The organism is Cohnella laeviribosi DSM 21336 (assembly GCF_000378425.1).
Classification (GTDB): domain Bacteria; phylum Bacillota; class Bacilli; order Paenibacillales; family Paenibacillaceae; genus Cohnella; species Cohnella laeviribosi.
This window is the reverse complement of record NZ_KB899813.1, coordinates 1-18,507: the sequence shown is the minus strand read 5'-3', so window position 1 is coordinate 18,507 and position 18,507 is coordinate 1. Positions and strand designations below refer to the sequence as shown.

Below are 18,507 nucleotides of genomic sequence, written 5' to 3'. Positions count from 1 at the left end.
GATAACCTCTAAGCGGCGTACCTTATTCCTTGACGGCTCCAAGCATCACTCCTTTGACGAAATAATGCTGCACGAACGGATAAACCGCAATCATCGGGACGACGCTGGCGATAATCGTCGCCGCCTTCAGGCTTTCCCGGGAAATCAGCGTCGCGCCCGAAAAATCGGTCACGTTCATGTTGGAATCGTTAAGGACGATGACATTCCGAAGATACACCTGCAGCGGCAGCAGCTTCGGATTGTTGATATACATCACCGCGTCGAAGTACGTATTCCAATGCATCACCGCATAAAACAGCGTCAGCGTCGCCATCGCGGGAAGGGACAGCGGGATGAACAGGCGCCACAAAATGACGCCGTGGCCCGCGCCGTCGATTCGAGCCGATTCCACCAGACTTTCGGGAATGCTCTGGAAAAAATTCTTCAGCAAGATCAGGTTAAAGGCGCTGACCGCGGAAGGCAGAATCAGCGACCAGAGGGTATCGAGCAAATGGAGCTGCTTGAGCAGCAAAAAGGTCGGAATCATGCCGCCGTTGAAGATCATGGTGAAGATGACCATATTCATGATCAGCCCCCGCCCTTTCAAATGCTTGCGCGAAAGGGAATAGGCCATCAGGCAGGTAAGCGTCATGTTGATGGCCGTGCCGAGCACGGTGCGGACGATCGCAACGCCGAACGAGCGGTAGAACGCGCGGTCCTGCAGCAGCTGATGATAAGCCTCCAGCTGCAGCCCGACGGGGTAAACCGTTACGCGTCCGGACACGATGGCCGTATGGCTGCTAAGCGACTGCGAAAGCACGTGCAGGAACGGAAACAGGGCGACCAGCCCCATCATGGCAAGCAAAATCAGATTCGCGGCATGGCCGATCCGGTCGGAAAGCGCAGCGGAACGCATTACCAAAGCCCTCCTTTGCCGAACCGCTTCGCCAGCCCGTTCGCCAAGTAGATGAGGATGAGGCCGACCACCGATTGAAACAGGCCGACCGCGGTGGCGAAGCTGTATTTCTGTTCGGTCAACCCGACGCGGTACACGTAAGTGTCGATAATATCGCCGACTTCGTACACCAGCGGATTATAAAGCATGAACACCTGCTGGACGCCGAGCTCCAGAATGGAACCGAGGCGCAGAATCAACAGGATCATAATCGTGCTGCTGATGCACGGGAGCGTAATATGCCAGATTTCGTGCCGTTTCTTGGCTCCGTCCATGCGGGCGGCTTCGTACAAAGCGGGATCGACGCCCGCGATGGCCGCCAAATAAATGATCGACGCCCAACCCGATTCTTTGACGATATCGCTGATCACAATAATGCTGCGGAAATATTCCTTTTGCGCAAGGAACAGCACGGGCTCCATGCCGAAGAACTGCAGAACCGAATTGACGATGCCGGTCGACGACAGCACCTGGATGACGATGCCCCCGAAGATGACCCACGAGAAAAAGTGCGGGATGTAAAGCAGCGTCTGCGTCGTCTTTTTGAACCAGCCGATCCGAACTTCGTTCAGCATGAGCGCGAGCAGAATCGGAACCGGAAAGCCGAAAACAAGCTTATACAAGCTGATCAGCAGCGTATTGCGGAACACCGTCGCGAATTCGTCGTCCGTGAAAAAACGGGCAAAATGCTTCCATCCGACGAATTCGCTGCCGCTGATGCCGAGAAACGGGCTGTAATCCTGAAAGGCGATCACAACGCCGTACATCGGCAAATATTTGAAGATGATGAAATAAGCGACGCCGGGTACGAGGAACAAATAGAGCATCCAATCGGCTCGCAACGTTTTTTCAAGGCCTTTCACAAGCACCCCTCGCTTCATGTTCCGGACTGGCCCAGGATGTATTCCGCCGCCGCCTGCTGCAAATCGGCCGCAGTATCGTAGAGCAGAAGCATCGGCACTCCCTGCAGGGCATCCGCATCGTATGGCGAGCCGAAATGGACCCACGCCGATTTCGGTCGTTGCGCCAGCGCCTCGCGGCATGCCCGCAGCACGTCCTTGCGCATCGGCTTCGAACCGCCGGCGGCTACAAGCACCGTCTCGGAAACATCCGTCCCGGCGATGGCGCCGGGCAGCCCGGTCTCGGCGTCGACAACCGTTTCGCCGGCCAGGACGCCTTTGCTGCGCAAAAGGTCCGCAAAGCGCGCCGCCTGGGCATCGCGGACGAGCGTGACGGCGCCAGGCAGACGCCCGTCTTCCGCCAGCGGCTTCATCCCGTGAACCGGCGTGACGGCCTTTCGGGCGGCCGCAAGGCTTACCGCCCGGTCGGACTCGCGGCCCGTCGCCGCCGGATCGAACGGACGCAGCGCGAACGTTTCCGGCAGAAGGCCGTACTTTCGCTTCACCGCCAGGATGCGTTCCGCCGACTCGTCGATCCGCCGCTCCTCGATGTCGCCGCCGCGGACCGCATTCAGAACCGCGTCGATCAAAGACAGCGCCGTCTCGCCGTCCGGCACCGTCGCAAGAAGAATGTCGGCGCCCGCCGCAACCGCCCGTACGCACGCCTCTTCCATGGAAAAGCGGTTGGTCACCCCTTTCATCGACAGTCCGTCCGTGACGACGAGACCGCCGAAGCCGAGCTGCCGACGCAAGATTCCCGTAATGATCGCAGGCGACAAGGAAGCCGGCATGCCGCTGGGGTCCAAGGCCGGCGCCGCGATATGCCCGACCATGACGGCCTCGACGCCGGACTCGATCGCCCGGCGGAACGGCGCAAATTCGAACGCTTCCAGCCGCTGCCTGCCGAACGGAAGCACCGGCAAATCCTCGTGGGAATCCACATGCGTATCGCCGTGTCCGGGGAAATGCTTGGCCGTCGCGATCAGCCCGTGATCCTGGTAGCCGCGGATGACGGCCGAGCCGAGAAGGGAGACGAGCTCCTTGTCCTCCCCGAACGAATGCGTGCCGATCACCGGATTGTCCGGGTTGTTGTTGATATCCACGACGGGGCTGTAGTTGAAATTGACCCCCATCGCCAACGACTCTTCCGCCGTGATGCGTCCCGACTCGTAGGCCAGCGCTTCGTCCCCGGACACCGCCAGGGCCCGGTTTTTCGGAAAGTGGACGGCGCCCCGCCGCAGCTTGCAGCCGGCTCCGGCCACGAAGTCGGCGGATATGAACAGCGGAATGCCAAGCCGCGTGCCGAGCGCCGCCCGCTGCAGCTCCGTCGTCAAGCGGTGGACCTGCCGCGGTTCCTCCAAACAATCGGTACCGAGAAAGATGCCGCCGATGCCGCGGGTTTCAATCAACCTTTTCGAAATATCCGTCATTTCGGTGCCGCGGTGGCTTACCGCAAACATTTGTCCGACTTTTTCTTCTAAACTCAGATCCGAAAGCCGCATGATGCCCTCCCCCGCTTGTTGTCATGACGTCCGGCGATGACGAAGAACCTGTCGCTTCGTCCGGCCGGTTCCCGTTCATTGTAAGACGCCGCCCGGCGCAAGGGTGAGGCAAATCCGTGCCTTGTTCCGGTACTCTTGTGACCTGTTCGCGCTTGTCCGGAAAGCCGGCTCCCTCGTCTTCAGCGCTCCCAATCGCAAAGCAGCTCGATGATCAGCATGACGTTTCGCAAAAGGTGATACGGGTCTTTGACCGGCAGCGCGACCACCTGTTCGGACGGCCTGCCGTCGCGTTCGCGGATTTGAATCCACTCGCCGACGGCCTTGTCGTCATTCGGAAAGACGCTGAACGCATAGCGGTGAAGGCGCTCGTACCAGTCCGCCAGCTCCTCGTCTCCGGTCAACCGGTAACCGAGCAGCGCCGCATAAAGCGATTCCGAATGCGGCCACCACAATTTCGTGCTCCACGTCGTTTCGATCAAGGTTTCGAACCGTTCCGCCTCCTCGATCCCGATCGTCCGCCGTCCCGAGGGAGGGCCGCCATCCTTGTCGACATACCGGAGCAGACCGCCGTATTCGTTGTCCCAACCGAGCTCAAGCGCCCGCTTCACGGACAGGGCCGCCTGCCGGACATAGTCGCGGTTTCCCGTTTTGGCCGCTTCCCGCATCACGAACCACATGCTTTCGACCGTATGCCCGGGATTGATATGGCGCAGAAGCAGCCGGTCGCTCTCGTGCCGCTCCGCCGTCTCTCCGTCGGGCAGCACCTCGCGCACGCGTCCCTGCGAATCGCGAAATCGTTTCATAATATCCGCCATATACGCGGCGCTCCTTTGCCGGAACCAATCGGCTTGTCTCCTGTCCACGGACGCCCACGCATCCGCCAGCTCCTGAGCGGCATTGAGCATGATCATCGCGTAACCGTGCGACGCCATGCCTTCCGGTACGGGATAAGGCTCGCTCCGCACCGTCTTTGCGCGCAGGCGCCTTTCCACCGATTCGTACAGCAGGGCCGCCTGTCGAAGCGCTTCGCGGTCGCCGGAAACCCGGCCATACTCGGTGTACCCCAGAATCACGAAGCAGTCCGCATAAAAGCTCGTATCGTACCCAAGACCCGCGACCGGCTCTTTCGGCTCCCCGTTCTCCGCAAGCAGAAACGCGCAATGGCCGTTTGGAAGACAGGCATGCCGGCGCAAAAACCGGTACGTCCGCGCCGCCTGCTCCAGATAGCGGTTCGGATCGCCGTCCGCCAGCTTCCGTGCGCACAAGTCGGCCATCCGCGACCATATCCACAAAAATCGGCCTTGCGACCACGTATATTTGTCCGAGCTCAGCCTGCGTTCCCCGCGGTTATCGAAGCAGGTATAGACGCCTCCGCGAACCGGATCGACGGCCCGCTCCCAGAAGGGGAGCAGGTCCTGCCGCAGGACAGAGCGGTAAACGTTCAGCAGCTTCCTTCGTTCCGACGCTTCCCGTATCATTTCGTCCCCCGCCTTTCTCGTTCGGCTTCACATCCGATGGATCCGATTATAAAAAGCGAAATCCGCACGGGATAGGCGAATTTTGTGCTGCAATGCGGACAATCGTGACTTTTTCAAGCGGCGGTCACAATCGTCCTGATTTTTATACATTTTTCATCTACTCCGGAATTTTCCGCGGTGGTAGCTTGGGGATAGCTCTGCATGTTATCTGCACGATAAGGGGGAATCGACTTGCCGTCTGCCAAGCGGCGATTGGCCGTCATTGCTGCGTCGGACAGCGATCTGCTGTCCTGCATGAAAACGCTCGATCCTAAGCTTGCGGTCGTGCATCCGGACGACGCGCTTCTGCTCTCGGACCATCCTGCGGACGCGTATGCCGTTCTGGGGGGCACCGAACCGCAGCCGCTGCTTCTTCCGCCGCCGGTCCGCACGTTTATCGAGCGCGAGATCGCGGCAGGCAAACGCGTGTTTGCGGAATTTACGGGAAGCATCGGCCACGTATACTTTGAACCGCCGTCCTCGACGCGTTATCTCCGGTTGGCCGTAGCGGCCGAAGGATGGCTGGAAGGCGAGCCGCGGGGCGCGCTCATCGACGACCAGTGCGGCGAACGGCTGAGGCCTCACGCTTTTGCCTGTTCCAAGACAGCGCCGCTTCTGTCGTATGTCAACGTACAGGCGCACGACCGGATTCAGGCGCACGACGAAGAATGGAGCCCCGAGGACGAGGACCGGGAACGCGCCCTGTGGTTCGAACAGAACGGATGCCTGCTCGTATGCGCGTTCCGGCTGGCGACGTTCTCCCGCGCCCGCCATGCTCCGCACGACCGCGTCCGCAAGCTGGTCCGTTATATTCTCGGCTGGCTCGGCGGGCAGGAAGTGCCAGACTTCGAATATCCCCGGCACTATCGCTTGGCCGCAGCGGTTGAACCGCTGTCCAAAGGACTGCGGGCGCCCGGCTCGGAACCCGGCGCGGACGAGATCCGAAAAGCCGCCGAACGCGCGCTGGCGTGGGTGGAACGGGCCGGCATTCTGCAAAACGAAGGAAAGGACGGCGCCCTGGAAGGATTAGGGACGGAGATCGACTATACGGGACGCCAGAGAATCAGCCGCATCCGGCGGGCCGACTGTATCGGCGAGCTCGCGTTTCCTTACTGGCTCCATTCCCGGGTAAGCGGGGATGCCCGCAGCGACCGCATTTCCAGACGCTTGACCGGCTATGTCCTGGATCATTACGTTTGCCGGGATCCGGGGCCGTTGTACGGCATGATGCGCTGGACGGACGAAGCATGGGGCGTCTGCTATCAGGACGATGCGGCCCGCGCGTTGCTCCCCCATCTGTTTCGCTGCCTGTACGAGGGAACGTCGGAACGGCTGAAGGACTGCGAAGACGTTCTTCTCTTCCTGGTTCGCACGACCGGGACGGACGGCACGCGGCGCTCCCGCACCGACAACAATCTCCTGACGGAAGAGGAGCTTGAGCGGCTGCGCACAACCCCCGGAAACTTGCCCAGCGCCCATTATAACGCCTACTATTATGCGGCGCTGTGCCTGGCGTACCGTTTGACGGGACGGGAGCTGTTCCGGGAAACGGCGGTCAAGGGGCTGTCTTCCATCATGGCCGTATACCCCGTTACCAAACGGGAACAAAGCCAGACCCAGGAGCTCTGCCGGCTCATTCTGCCCCTCACCTGGCTGTATGCCGTCACGGGCTCGGAGGAACACCGCGAATGGCTGTATCGGGCGGCAAACGACCTGCAGGCTTTTGCCCACGAAAGCGGCGCCTATGTGGAGTGGGACGACGGATACCTGGCCGCCATGCGCCACAAAGCGGGCGAAGGCGAAAGCTCTCTGCTCGCCCGCAACGGAGACCCCGTCGCGGATCTGCTCTATTCGAACAATTGGCTCCCCCTGGCCTGGATTCAAGCCTACTTCGTGACGGGAGACCGCTGGTTCCGGCGCAAGTGGCTGGATACCGTCCGCTTTATGCTCGGCGCGCAAATCGTCAGCTCCGACCCGCAAATCGACGGCGCCTGGGCCCGCGCGCTCGATGTGGAACGGATGGAAGTGTTCGGCTCGCCGGCCGATTCCGGCTGGGGGCCTTGGGCTATCGAATCCGGCTGGTCGGTAGCCGAAATCGCCGCCGGACTGCTGATGGGATTGCTCGAAGACGAACTGCTGCCGCTGCATGCCGCAGACCTACATTTGCAAAAGAAAGGATGAACACCGCATGAAAAAATTCGGGCTTACGCTCACCGCCGCTTTATTGATCGCCTTGACCAGCGCCTGCTCGTCCGGCAAAACGCCGGATAACCCCGCGTCTTCCGGCGCGGCGAGCTCGCCAAGCGCCAAAGGCGAAGCCGCCCCCGCTGAAACCGTTGAATTGACGTTCGGCTTTAACGGCGGCGACGGCCCTACCTACGATTTGTACAAATCGATTTTCAAGGAATACGAAAACACGCATCCGAACGTCAAAATTACGCCTCAAGCGATAGCCAAAGACTTCACCTCGACCATCATGACGCGGATCGCCGGCGGCAACGCCCCGGACGTGTTCTGGATGAGCAACCAGGACGTGCCTTCGTTCGCCGACCGCAACGCCCTGCTCGATTTGACTCCGTACGACGGCAAGTACTTTAAGAGCGGGGACTTTCTCGACAACGTTATGGCCGGATACAAATGGAAGGACAAGATCTACGGGCTTCCCGGCGACGCGGCTCCGATCGTGCTTTTTTACAACAAGGAGATGTTCGATCAGGCAAAGGTCGAATACCCGAAGGCGGGGATGTCGTGGGACGAATTGCTGCAAAAGGCGAAAGCGCTCACCGTTCGAAACGGGGATCAAATCGTTCAGTACGGTTACGCCCAGGATCTGAGCTGGAACTTCTGGGCACCGTTCGTGTGGCAAAATAACGGCGATATCCTCAGCCCCGACGGCACGAAGTCGGTTATCCATTCGCCCGAAGCGCTGGAGGCCTTCACCTTTATCCGCAGCCTGATGAACGAGCACAAAGTGGCGCCGACGGCCAGCTCGATGCAAACGACGCCGAGCTATCAGCTGTTCCAGCAGGGCAAGGCCGCCATGTATTTCGGCGGCGCCTGGGTCGCTTCGACCATCCTGCGCGATACGGCGTTCGAATGGGATGTCGTCGCTCCGCCTGCAGGCAAGACGAAGGCCACCTCTATCGCGCTCGGAGGCTTTGCCGTTTCCAAATCGACCAAGCATGCGGAAGAAGCGGTGAAATTCTTGGCGTGGCTCGCCGGAGAAGAAGGCCAGAAGCTCAAATTCAACGGAGGCTTCGCCGGACTGCCGACGCTGAAATCGCTGATCGGCACGCCGCTTGCCACCAAAGGCTTCGAGCATCCGACCTATAAGAACATTCATCTTCAGGAAATCGTTGACGCAACTCAATATGCCCGCGTCGCTCCGAGCTCGGCCGACTGGACGCAAATCAACACCGAAATGACGAAGCTGCTCCAACTGTACTGGAACGGGGAACAGGAAGCCGAACCCGCGCTGGCGAGCGTCGATAAGAAAATCAACGAAATTCTGGCCGGCAAGTGAAAGGAGGCGGCCCCATGAGCGCCATGACCCGAAAACGAAACATAACCGGATACCTGTTCATTTCGCCGTGGCTGATCGGGCTGGCCTGCTTCACCCTATTTCCGCTCGGATATTCGTTCGGACTCGCCTTTACCGACTGGAATATCCTCGAACCGGCGAAGTTCGTCGGGCTCCGCAACTTCGATAAGCTTGCGCATGACCCGAATGTCCGCGACTCCCTCAAGGTGACGGCCATCTACGTCCTCAGCAGCGTGCCGCTCGGGACGGCGCTGAGCATCCTTCTCGCCTTGCTGCTGAATCAAAACGTGAAGGGGATGCGGTTTTTCCGCACCCTCTTCTATCTTCCCTCCGTCGTGTCCGGCGTGGCGGTGTCCATGCTGTGGATCTGGATCTTCGAAGGCAATTACGGACTTTTGAACACCGTGCTGTCCTGGTTCGGAGTGAAAGGCCCCCAATGGCTGACGGATTCGAAAACCGCCTTGCTGTCGATCATCATCATGAGCTTATGGGGCGTCGGCGGAAGCATGGTCATCTACCTCGCCGGTCTTCAGGGCGTGCCACGCTCGCTGCATGAGGCTGCGGAATTGGACGGCGCAGGCCCGCTCCGCCGATTCTGGCACATTACGGTGCCGCTGCTGACGCCGACCGTGTTTTTTAACCTGATCATGGGACTGATCGGTTCGTTCCAGGTGTTCACTCAGGCGCTGGTGATGACCGGAGGCGGCCCGGGCAACGCCACGCTCTTTTATGTCCTATACTTATATCAAAACGCTTTTCAATTTTTCAAAATGGGATATGCTTCCGCGCTGGGCTGGGTGCTCTTTGTCATTATCTTGGTCTTGATTCTCGTGTTGTTCCAAACGTCGGGGCGCTGGGTGTACTACGAAGGCGAAGCGTTGGCGGCAAGCCGGCCGAAGCGCCGCCGATCGCGGCTTGCCCGCACGGGAGGAGGTGAGGGGCATGCGCCGCAGACGGATATTCGGTAAAACGGTCATCTACTTGCTGCTCGTTCTATGCTCCGCCGTCTTCATGCTTCCCTTTTTGTTTATGCTGACGACAGCGCTCAAAAGCTCGGCCGCCGTTCTGACCATTCCGCCGAAAATCTTTCCGACCGATTATCATTGGGAAAACTTTGGCGACGCCATGCGCATGATGAGGTTCTGGACGCTTCTGGGCAATACGGTGACGATTACGGGGCTCACGATTGTCGGTACCTTGCTGTCCTGCACGCTGGTCGCTTTCGGCTTTGCCCGATTCGATTTCAAAGGGCGGAACTTTTGGTTTCTGATTCTCATTTCCACGATGCTGATCCCCGGCCAGATTACGATGATTCCTCTGTATATTTTGATGAAATGGCTCGGGTGGATCGATACGTTTAAGCCGCTCACGGTGCCGGCATTTTTCGGTACGGCGTTTTACATTTTTCTGCTTCGGCAATTTTTCATGACCGTTCCGCGGGAGCTGGACGAAGCCGCCATCATCGACGGATGCGGGCCGCTGCGCCTTCTGCTGTACGTCATGCTTCCGTTAATCCGGCCTGCGCTCGCGACGGTCACGATTTTTACGTTTATGCATACGTGGAACGACTTTCTCGGTCCGCTCATCTATTTGCAATCCGACCATGTCCGGACCTTGTCGCTGGGGCTTTATTCGTTTCAAGGCGAATACGTCAGCCAGTGGCATTACCTCATGGCGGCTTCCATTTTGCTCATGCTTCCCTGCTTGCTCGTCTTTTTCTTGTTCCAGCGCTATTTCATCGAAGGCACCACGGTTACCGGAATCAAAGGATGATTTCTCCATCTCTCCAACCGGCTTATAGCGGACATGAAAAGCTCCCCTCACAGTAGCGGGTTCTAGGATTGACCTGTCTACGATAAGGGGAGCCTATCTATCTCGTACGGCGATCAACGATCAATAAACCATCGTTTGAATGGAATGCGCCGGACTTGCGGTTTCGACAATGCCGTGCTCCGTTCGGAGAACGAACGGAATCTCCTCGTCGGTCCGATTCATGACCACGACGGCGACCGAACCGTCCGGATTGCGGAAGGCCGTCGTTTCCAGGCGGTCGGTATAGCGGCTGAATCCGATGCGCACCGCGCCGGGACGGATGAACCGGCTGAAATGTCCGATATAATAGAACGAGCTTTGGTAATAGATCGTGTCCGTCTGCGTATCGGCCATGATCGGGGCGCTGCAGAAATTGGCCACATGATTCGGCCCGCCCCGTTCGTCCAGCAGCAGATTCCAATCGGTCCATGCGGACATGCCGTGGTTCAAATTGCCGAGAATGTCGTGCCCGTATTGTTCGCCGCTTTCCCAAGGACCCGTCTTTTCATGGAACGCCACGCAGCCTTCCGTAAAAATGAGCGCCTTGTCCGGGTATTTCCGCTGCACGGCGGCAAGGCCTTCGAAGTGATCGCCGGAATACCAGTGGAAGCCGACGCCGTAAACATAGCGGTTGGCGGCGGGATCGCTCAGGATGGTCTTCGCCCGGTCATAGATGCGTTCCTTATTATGATCCCATACGATGATCCGGACGTGTCCGAGCCCCGCCCGCTCCAAGGCCGGTCCGAGGCAATCCCGCACGAAATCGCGTTCTTCTTCCGCCGTATACAAGCACGAATCCCAACTTTGCGCGGCGTTCGGTTCGTTCTGCGCCGTTACGCCCCAAATCGCGATGCCTTCTTCCTCATAGGCCCGGATATATTTCACAAAATAGTCGGCCCAGCTTTCCCGATATTCGGGAAGCAGCTTGCCTCCCCCGTTCATTTGGCCGTTCGACTTCATCCAATCCGGCGGGCTCCACGGGGAAGCGAACAGCGTCAGCGGCGTGCCGGCCGTTCTCATGGCCTCCCGGATGAAGGGAATGAGCGCGCTCCGGTCGCGTTCCACGCTGAACGTCTTCAGCTCCCGGTCCCCCGGTTCCACATACGTGTAATTGCCCAAGGCAAAGTCGCAGCTGTGGATATGCGTGCGGCAGAACGTGTAGCCGTGTCCGGATTCCGGCGAAAAATAAGCCTTTACGATTTCCCGCTGCTTTTCGGGGCTCATCTTCTGCAGCGTGACCGCCGCGGCTTCCGTGAACGCGCCGCCGAAACCTTGAACCGTCTGAAACTCGACATCTTCAAATACGTTGATCAGCTCATTTTCCACCCCGCGCAGATCCGGTTCGAACGACAGCGGCGCCTGCTCCGTCAGGCGGTCTGCCGTATTCCGGGCTGTTAGAAAAATGCGGATATTGCGTTTGGTCATGTTTGTTCTCTCCCTCCACGATCCGGCGGATCAGTTTATGCCTTTTTCATCGAAATGCTTGTTCGCTTCCGTTTTGACGTACTCCACGATGTCGTCCACGCCTGCGGCTTTCAACTGCTTGCGGAAGACTTCGAGCGCTTTGTCCACATCCGGAACAAGCCCCATCATGAGCGGCTGGCCGTATTGCTGGAACACCTGGTTGACTGCGGCTTGCTGCGATTTGACCGGCTTGTAATCCAGCAGAACCGGCGCAAAGATGTTCGGCTTGCTGATCGATTTGAACTCTTCCAGCAGCTTGTCGAACCCTTCCCAACCCGAGGCCTGCTTCTCCCTCGAATTGCTCTCGATCCGCCAGCCCCAGCTTGCGATATCGTACTTTTTCCAGTCTTTGTTGTTCTTCGCGCTTGCAGGCGGAACGATCGATTTGCCGTCTTCGGCGATGGAATAATGCGTGCCTTCGATGCCGTAGGTCATCAAATCGTAATGCTTCGGATCGTTGCGAAGCTTATCGAGCACCATGAGCGACCGTTCCGGATTGGCCGCGCTTTTCGGAATCGCCATCGCGTTGTTCACGGAAAGCGTGGGCATGGCGTAATGGTGGAATCGGGTGAACGGGAAATAGCCCATCTCGATTTCCGGATTCGTTTCCTTCAACCCGACGATAAAGCCTCCGGCGCCGGGCGCGTTCCGCCAATAAACGGCCCCGTTGCCCGTTCGGATGGCGTCTCCGGCTTCCTTTTGGGAAGAGAGGGAATCGGAAGTCCAGAACCCTTTGTCCGCCCACGTTTTCATTCGTTTGACCCAGGCTTCGAACTCGTCGGTAAACGGATAAGCGATGATATCTCTCGGCGTATCGTACGACCGGGCCACGACCACGCCGCTGTCGCCGCCGATCTGCTCGTAGCCGTGGTAGGCTTTGAAAAGCGTGTAAGCTTCGTTCCACGCCTTGCCGTTGATCGGCGTTACGTCCGGCTTCGCTTTTTTTACGCCGTCGAGATACGCTTCGAGCGAATCCAGATCGGTGATTTCCGGAAGGCCCAGCTCTTTCCGCCAGTCTTCCCGGTACACGAGTCCGTCGGGCGTATATTCCGGGTATGTGGCCGGCACGGCGTAGATTTTGCCTTTGACCGTCGCTTCAACCCAATCCTGCTTCGGAACTTTGCTCCAGGTTTCCGGAGCGTACACGGGCAGCAGCTCGTCGAGCGGCATGAAGGCGCCTTGGCTTGCAAATTTGTAGTAATCGGCCCAGGTGGATGCGAAGATCATGTCGATCTTCTCGCCGGACGTCAGCAGCAAATTGTATTTCGTCTGCCAATCGTTCCAGGAGGTGAAATTCAATTTGACCGTGGTGTTCAATTCTTTCTCCAGCATTTTGTTCCATTCCGCCACGACTTTCTCGGTATCCGGATGGGGATCGCCGAGCAAATACCAGACCAGCTCCACTTTTTTGGACGTATCCGGCTTGCCGGACGGCCCGCCGGCATTTCCCGAAGAGGGGGACGCTTCGCCCTTCGGGTTGCTCCCTTCGTTCGCTTTATTGGTACAGGCCGACAAAAAGACGGCCAGCAATAAAAGCGCTGTCAAAAAGTAAGAAACTTTTGTCCGTTTGTTGTACATGCAGACTCCTCCTTGAAGGTAAGTTTGCTATGTTAGCCGGTTGCCCGGTTCTAACCTTTTACCGCTCCGATCGTCAGACCTTTGACAAAATAGCGCTGGACAAACGGGTACAGAAAGACGATCGGTCCGGTGACGACGACGGCGGTCGCCATTTTCAGCGTTTCGGCGGGCGGCTTGAAATCCGGAGACAAATTGCCGGCGACGTTCGTCTTCAGCACGGCTGCGCTGGCCAGAATTCTGTACAGCAAAAACTGCAAGGGGTATTTGTTTTCCGACGTGATGAAGAGGTTGGCCAGAAACCAATCGTTCCAATACGAAAGCGCCAAAAACAAGCCGATGGTCGCCAGTCCCGGGGTCGACAAGGGCAGGACGAGCTTCCAATAAATCGTGAAATCCCCGGCCCCGTCGATCTTCGCGGACTCCGTAATCGAGTCCGGAATGGATTTCATGAAATTTTTCATGAGAATGATGTTCCAGGCGCCGATCATGGACGGAATGAGCAGCGCAAGGTAGCTGTCCTTCCATCCCAAATACTTGACGATCAGAATGTACCAGGGAATCAAGCCGCCGCTAAAAAGCGTGGTGAAGTATATAAAGAACGAGAGACCGTTCCGGTATTTGAAATGTTTGCGCGACAGCACGTACCCCGCCATCGACGTCAGGAACAAGCCGGCCAGCGTTCCGACGACCGTCAGTCCGATCGTCACTTTGTAGGCATTGACAATCTGGGCCGGATTGCTGAACACGGCCTTGTAGGCGTCGAGCGAGATCTGGTCCGGGATCAGCTTGAACCCTTCCGCGATGATTTCCGTCTCCGCGGTGAAAGAGCCGGATACGATGAGCAGGAACGGAAGCAAGCAAGCCAGCGTCAGCAGCGTAATGATCGTGTAGCCGATCGCATTGAATGCGACCGTCGATTTTTCCGTCTTGATTTTCAAGCCGATTCCTCCTCCTAGAACAGCGCGTAATCTTCGCGGGTTTTGCGGATGATCGCATTGACCGTGACGACAAGAATGAATCCGAAGACGGATTGGTAAAGGCCGGCCGCGGTCCCCATCCCGATATCGAAGTTTACCGCCAGAGAGCGATAGACATAGGTGTCGATAATGTCCGTCGATTCGAAAAGCATGCCGTTGTTGCCGATGATTTGGTAGAAAAGATCGAACTGTCCTTTGAGAATGCCGCCGAGAGCCAGAAGAATCAGCAAAATGAACGTCGGCACCAGCATCGGGAGAACGATGTACCGGACCCGCTGGAAAATGTTCGCGCCGTCGATTTTGGCCGCTTCATGATACTCGTCGCTGATGCTCATGATGGCCGCTAGATAAATGACCGTTCCATACCCGAGGCCTTTCCAAACCTGAAAAAACACGATGATGTATTTCCATGGGGCCGTATGCAGGTAGAAGTCGTAAGGAGGAAGGCCGAGCTGCTCCAGCATCGTGTTGACCACGCCGTTGTTGACGCTGAACAAATTGAACACGAACGCCCCCACGAGGACGAAAGAGACAAAGAACGGAAGGAACATAACGGATTGCGTCGTCTTTTTGAACCATTTGCCGGGAAGCTCGCTGAGGAAGATGGCGCAGATCAATTGCAGGATGTTGCCGATAAAAATAAACGCCAGGTTGTATAGAATCGTATTTTTGGTCAGGTTCCACAGGACGCCGGACTCAAACAGAAACTCGAAGTTTTTCAACCCTATGAATTCGCTTCCAAATAATCCGCCTTCAAAGCTGTAGGAAGTAAATGCATAATAAACGCCTACCATCGGAAAGTACGCAAATACCGCAAAAAACAGCAAGGTCGGCAAGATCATCAGAAACAGGACTTTGTTTTTGCGCAGTTCCAGCCAAAAATGGCGCATCCAAAAGCACCTCCAGGCCATCGGGTACATATCCCGATGTAATCGATTACTTTTTGCGTTAAAAAAATTTGGGTTGTCAGGAGGAAAGAGACGACTCCCGGATCAGCAGCTTGGAATCGACTTTAAAGGCGCGCTTGTCGCTAAAGGCGTTGTCGTTCATTTGATCGATCAGCTTCTCCGCCAGCAGGGCCCCCATCGTATATTTGGGCTGCTCCACCGTGCTCATCTTCGGCGTCACGTATTTGGTGATCCTGTTGTTATCCACCCCCACAACGGCCATTTGCCGGGGAATCTCGATGGACAACTCGCGGCAGGCTTTGTATACGCCAAGCGCCATCTCGTCGTTAGCCGCGAATACCGCGGTAAAATCGATGTTTTTCTCTTTCAGGCGTTTAAAAGCGGCGTACCCTCCCTCTTCGTTGAAGTTGCCGTTTTCGATCAAATCCGGGATGAACGGCATTCCGGCATCGCGAAGCGCTTTCATATATCCTTCAAGCCGTTCGTAGCTGTCGATCGCATCCGCATATCCGCTGAGAAACGCGATTTTCTCGTGGCCCTGCCCGATGAGATGGTTCACGACCTCCTTCGCCATCTTGACGTTGTCCGTATAGGCGCACGGAATGTTCGGATGGTCGATGAACCGGCCGATCAGCCCGATCGTATACCCGTTGTCCGCATAGGCCGCGATTTCCTTGTTGGAAAGCTTGGGCGTCACCAGGATCATGCCGTCCACCGTACGGTTCATCAGCAAGGACATGTATTCCTGTTCTTTTTCCTTCTGGTTCTGCGCATCGCAAATAAGGATTTTGTACTGCAGCGAATTGGCCGTATTTTCGATCCCCTTGATAATTTCTGCATAGTAGGCCACCAGAATGTCCGAAACCACAACACCCAGGGTCATCGTTTTTCGCGAACGGAGGTTTTTGGCCAATGCGTTCGGCGTATAGTTCATTTCTTCGATCGCCTTGAGCACCTTTTCTTTCGTTTTCGGACTGACCAAATGGCTCGCATTGAGCACCCTCGATACCGTTGCCACGGAGACGTTCGCCCTTCTGGCGACGTCGATAATTTTGCTGTCCTTCATTGGCTCACTTTCTTCCTTCGGAGTTGATTGTATTATATCAAATCTGAAATCGATTACAAGATGGTGCTTTGATATTTCCGAATGATTTCTTTCAAAAATGGGGGTTGACAAAAATTGTATGTTTCGTCATATAATGAATCACAGGCCTGTAAGCGATTTCAGTTATGGTTTGGCTGTTTTTTGCTGTATGTTTTGCTTTAGGGTGCTTTAGAGTTTGGTTTTTGGTTGGGTGTAATCGATTTCATTTAATAAGGAGGTTTTGTTGATGCTTTTGAAGGCGAAATCGAAGTCCAAACGCTCCGCTTATTTCTGGGGCTGTTCCGTACTCGTTCTTGCCCTGTTCCTGTTCCCTCTATTGGGCAGGTTAACGGAAGTCGACGCGGCCGGCGAAACCGTCAATGTCTGGATGACGACGGGCGACCAAAGCAAACTGCTGCAAAAACAATCGGACGTATCCTTTGGCGCGGACAGCGGGACCTACGCCACCACCGTCAACGTGAATGAAAATACGACGTACCAGACAATCAAAGGCTTCGGCGCAGCCGTCACGGGTTCCTCGGCTTATCTGATCAATCAGAAGATGTCGGCTTCGCAGCGCAGCGCCCTGTTAAACGACTTGTTCGGCGCGGGCGGCATCGGGCTGAGCTACATCCGCCATACCATCGGCGCGTCGGACTTCTCCTTGTCCAGCTATACGTATAACGATACGCCCAACAACATCGACGATTTCGACCTGAATTATTTCTCCATCAATCCGGACAAGACGGATGTCATCCCGACCCTCAAATCGATTCTCAGCGTCAACAGCGGCGTCAAGATATTGGGATCTCCATGGTCGGCGCCGGCGTGGATGAAAGATACCGAAACGCTCAACGGCAGTTATTTGAAATGGTACGATTCAAGATACTATACCGCTTATGCCAACTACTTTGTCAAATACATCAACGCTTTTAAAGCCGAAGGCGTACCGATCGACGCCATCACCGTACAGAACGAGCCTCTTCACACGACTTCCGGCTATCCGAGCATGAGCATGTCGGACACGGAGCAGAGGGATTTTATCAAAAATTACCTCGGCCCGGCCTTCCGCAGCAACAACATTCCCGCCAAAATCGTCGTATACGACCACAACTGGGACCAAACCTATTACGCAACCAACATTTTCGCCGATGCGGCGGCAAGCCAATATATCGACGGATCCGCCTGGCACTGTTACGCGGGCAATCCGTCGGCCATGACCACGGTCCACAACGCGTATCCCTCCAAAAATATTTATTTTACCGAGTGCAGCGGCGGAGAATGGGCCACGAATTTCGGCGATAATCTGAAATGGAATTTGTCCAACCTGATTATCGGAGCGACCCGCAACTGGGCCCAAACGGTGCTCTTATGGAATTTGGCGCTGGACCCCAACCACGGTCCGACCAACGGCGGATGCACGGATTGCCGGGGCGTCGTCACGATTAATCCCAGCAATGGAAATGTGACGAAGAACGTGGAATATTACGTGCTGGGCCACGCCAGCAAATTCGTCAAGCCCGGCGCTGTCCGCATCGATTCCAACACGTACAGCGGCGGGATCGAGAACGTGGCTTTCAAAAATCCCGACGGCTCCAAAGTCTTGATCGCCTTGAACAACAGCGCATCCAGCATCACCTTTAAGGTCCGTTGGGCTTCCCAGGCGTTCGTCTATACGCTCCCCGCCGGCGCGGCGGCAACGTTCACGTGGTCCGGCAGCGGAAGCGGCGGCGGCAACCTGCTTCAGAACCCCGGATTCGAAACGGGAAGCTTAAGCGCATGGTCCAGTTGGACGCCGGACGGTCAGGCTGCCGCGCATAAGGTCGACAGCGACAATCCCCGTTCCGGCTCGTATAAGCTTGTTCATTGGGCCCCCGGCGCTTATCAGCAAACGACGTACCAGGCGGTATCGGTTCCGAACGGAACCTACAAGGCAACCGTATGGGTACGTTCCGGCGGAGGCCAAAACACGCTCCGGCTCGAAGCCAGCAATTACGGCGGCGGTACGCTGTACGGCAATATCGGTTCCGCTGCGGTCGACGCTTGGACCCCGTATACGATCGACAATATCAACGTGACGACGGGCACGATTACCATTGGCGTCTATTCCAACGCCAATGCCGGCAACTGGGCCGTATTCGACGATTTCGAACTGGTGAGAAAATAACCGCCTTAAGAAAATCCCGCCGGGGGATCATAGAGTGCACCCTTTAGAATAGACATTGGAAAAACCCCTTGGTTAATCCGATGAAAATTCTAGGGGGTGCATTTCTTATGGCTATAAAGGGACA

The 18,507-nt window shown here is 56.8% G+C and carries 14 protein-coding genes; 5 read left to right on the top strand and 9 right to left on the bottom strand.

Annotation, left to right across the window (positions count from 1 at the left end; all coding sequences use genetic code 11):
• Nucleotides 1-22: 22 nt before the first annotated feature.
• From F560_RS0105580 to F560_RS0105565, 4 genes are all read right to left on the bottom strand, one after another.
• Nucleotides 23-895 (bottom strand): carbohydrate ABC transporter permease, encoded by an 873-nt coding sequence (locus tag F560_RS0105580; RefSeq protein ID WP_019004736.1) that lies wholly within the window; start codon nt 893-895, stop codon nt 23-25.
• Complete coding sequence (locus F560_RS0105575; protein WP_019004735.1) at nt 895-1,815, bottom strand: ABC transporter permease; 921 nt, start codon at nt 1,813-1,815, stop codon at nt 895-897. The genes F560_RS0105580 and F560_RS0105575 overlap by 1 nt, the downstream gene beginning before the upstream one ends.
• Nucleotides 1,812-3,335 carry a glycoside hydrolase family 3 protein gene (locus tag F560_RS22605; protein ID WP_019004734.1) on the bottom strand — a complete coding sequence of 508 codons (1,524 nt, stop codon included), beginning with the start codon at nt 3,333-3,335 and terminating at the stop codon, nt 1,812-1,814. The genes F560_RS0105575 and F560_RS22605 overlap by 4 nt, the downstream gene beginning before the upstream one ends.
• A 179-nt stretch (nt 3,336-3,514) precedes the next feature.
• Nucleotides 3,515-4,813, bottom strand: coding sequence for an AGE family epimerase/isomerase (locus tag F560_RS0105565; RefSeq protein WP_019004733.1), 1,299 nt, complete (start codon nt 4,811-4,813; stop codon nt 3,515-3,517).
• Nucleotides 4,814-5,044: 231 nt separating this feature from the next.
• Here F560_RS0105565 and F560_RS0105560 point away from each other — a divergent pair, with 231 nt between their 5' ends.
• Genes F560_RS0105560 through F560_RS0105545 form a run of 4 tightly spaced genes read left to right on the top strand, consistent with a single transcriptional unit; the run spans nt 5,045 to nt 10,166 of the window.
• Nucleotides 5,045-7,033 (top strand): hypothetical protein, encoded by a 1,989-nt coding sequence (locus F560_RS0105560; protein ID WP_019004732.1) that lies wholly within the window; start codon nt 5,045-5,047, stop codon nt 7,031-7,033.
• 7 nt (nt 7,034-7,040) lie between these two features.
• Nucleotides 7,041-8,375 (top strand): ABC transporter substrate-binding protein, encoded by a 1,335-nt coding sequence (locus tag F560_RS0105555; protein ID WP_019004731.1) that lies wholly within the window; start codon nt 7,041-7,043, stop codon nt 8,373-8,375.
• 14 nt (nt 8,376-8,389) lie between these two features.
• Entirely contained in the window at nt 8,390-9,361 is a 972-nt protein-coding gene (locus tag F560_RS0105550; protein ID WP_019004730.1) for a carbohydrate ABC transporter permease, read from the top strand.
• Nucleotides 9,336-10,166 (top strand): carbohydrate ABC transporter permease, encoded by an 831-nt coding sequence (locus tag F560_RS0105545; protein WP_019004729.1) that lies wholly within the window; start codon nt 9,336-9,338, stop codon nt 10,164-10,166. Before F560_RS0105550 ends, F560_RS0105545 begins: the two co-directional genes overlap by 26 nt.
• 120 nt (nt 10,167-10,286) lie before the next feature.
• Here F560_RS0105545 and F560_RS0105540 read toward each other — a convergent pair whose 3' ends face one another.
• From F560_RS0105540 to F560_RS0105520, 5 genes are all read right to left on the bottom strand, one after another.
• Nucleotides 10,287-11,630, bottom strand: coding sequence for a glycoside hydrolase family 30 protein (locus F560_RS0105540; protein ID WP_019004728.1), 1,344 nt, complete (start codon nt 11,628-11,630; stop codon nt 10,287-10,289).
• Between the two features lie 30 nt (nt 11,631-11,660).
• A complete protein-coding gene (locus F560_RS0105535) occupies nt 11,661-13,247 on the bottom strand; it encodes an extracellular solute-binding protein (protein ID WP_019004727.1) in 1,587 nt (528 codons plus the stop codon).
• 50 nt (nt 13,248-13,297) lie between these two features.
• The gene (locus F560_RS0105530) at nt 13,298-14,185 is read right to left on the bottom strand and encodes a carbohydrate ABC transporter permease (RefSeq protein WP_019004726.1); all 888 of its coding nucleotides are present in this window, start codon (nt 14,183-14,185) and stop codon (nt 13,298-13,300) included.
• Between the two features lie 14 nt (nt 14,186-14,199).
• The gene (locus F560_RS0105525; protein ID WP_019004725.1) at nt 14,200-15,114 is read right to left on the bottom strand and encodes an ABC transporter permease; all 915 of its coding nucleotides are present in this window, start codon (nt 15,112-15,114) and stop codon (nt 14,200-14,202) included.
• Nucleotides 15,115-15,190: 76 nt separating this feature from the next.
• A complete protein-coding gene (locus tag F560_RS0105520; RefSeq protein ID WP_019004724.1) occupies nt 15,191-16,198 on the bottom strand; it encodes a LacI family DNA-binding transcriptional regulator in 1,008 nt (335 codons plus the stop codon).
• A gap of 265 nt (nt 16,199-16,463) precedes the next feature.
• On the opposite strand from F560_RS0105520, the gene F560_RS22600 reads away from it, so the two are divergent.
• Entirely contained in the window at nt 16,464-18,383 is a 1,920-nt protein-coding gene (locus tag F560_RS22600; RefSeq protein WP_019004723.1) for a glycoside hydrolase family 30 protein, read from the top strand.
• The last annotated feature ends 124 nt before the right edge of the window (nt 18,384-18,507 follow it).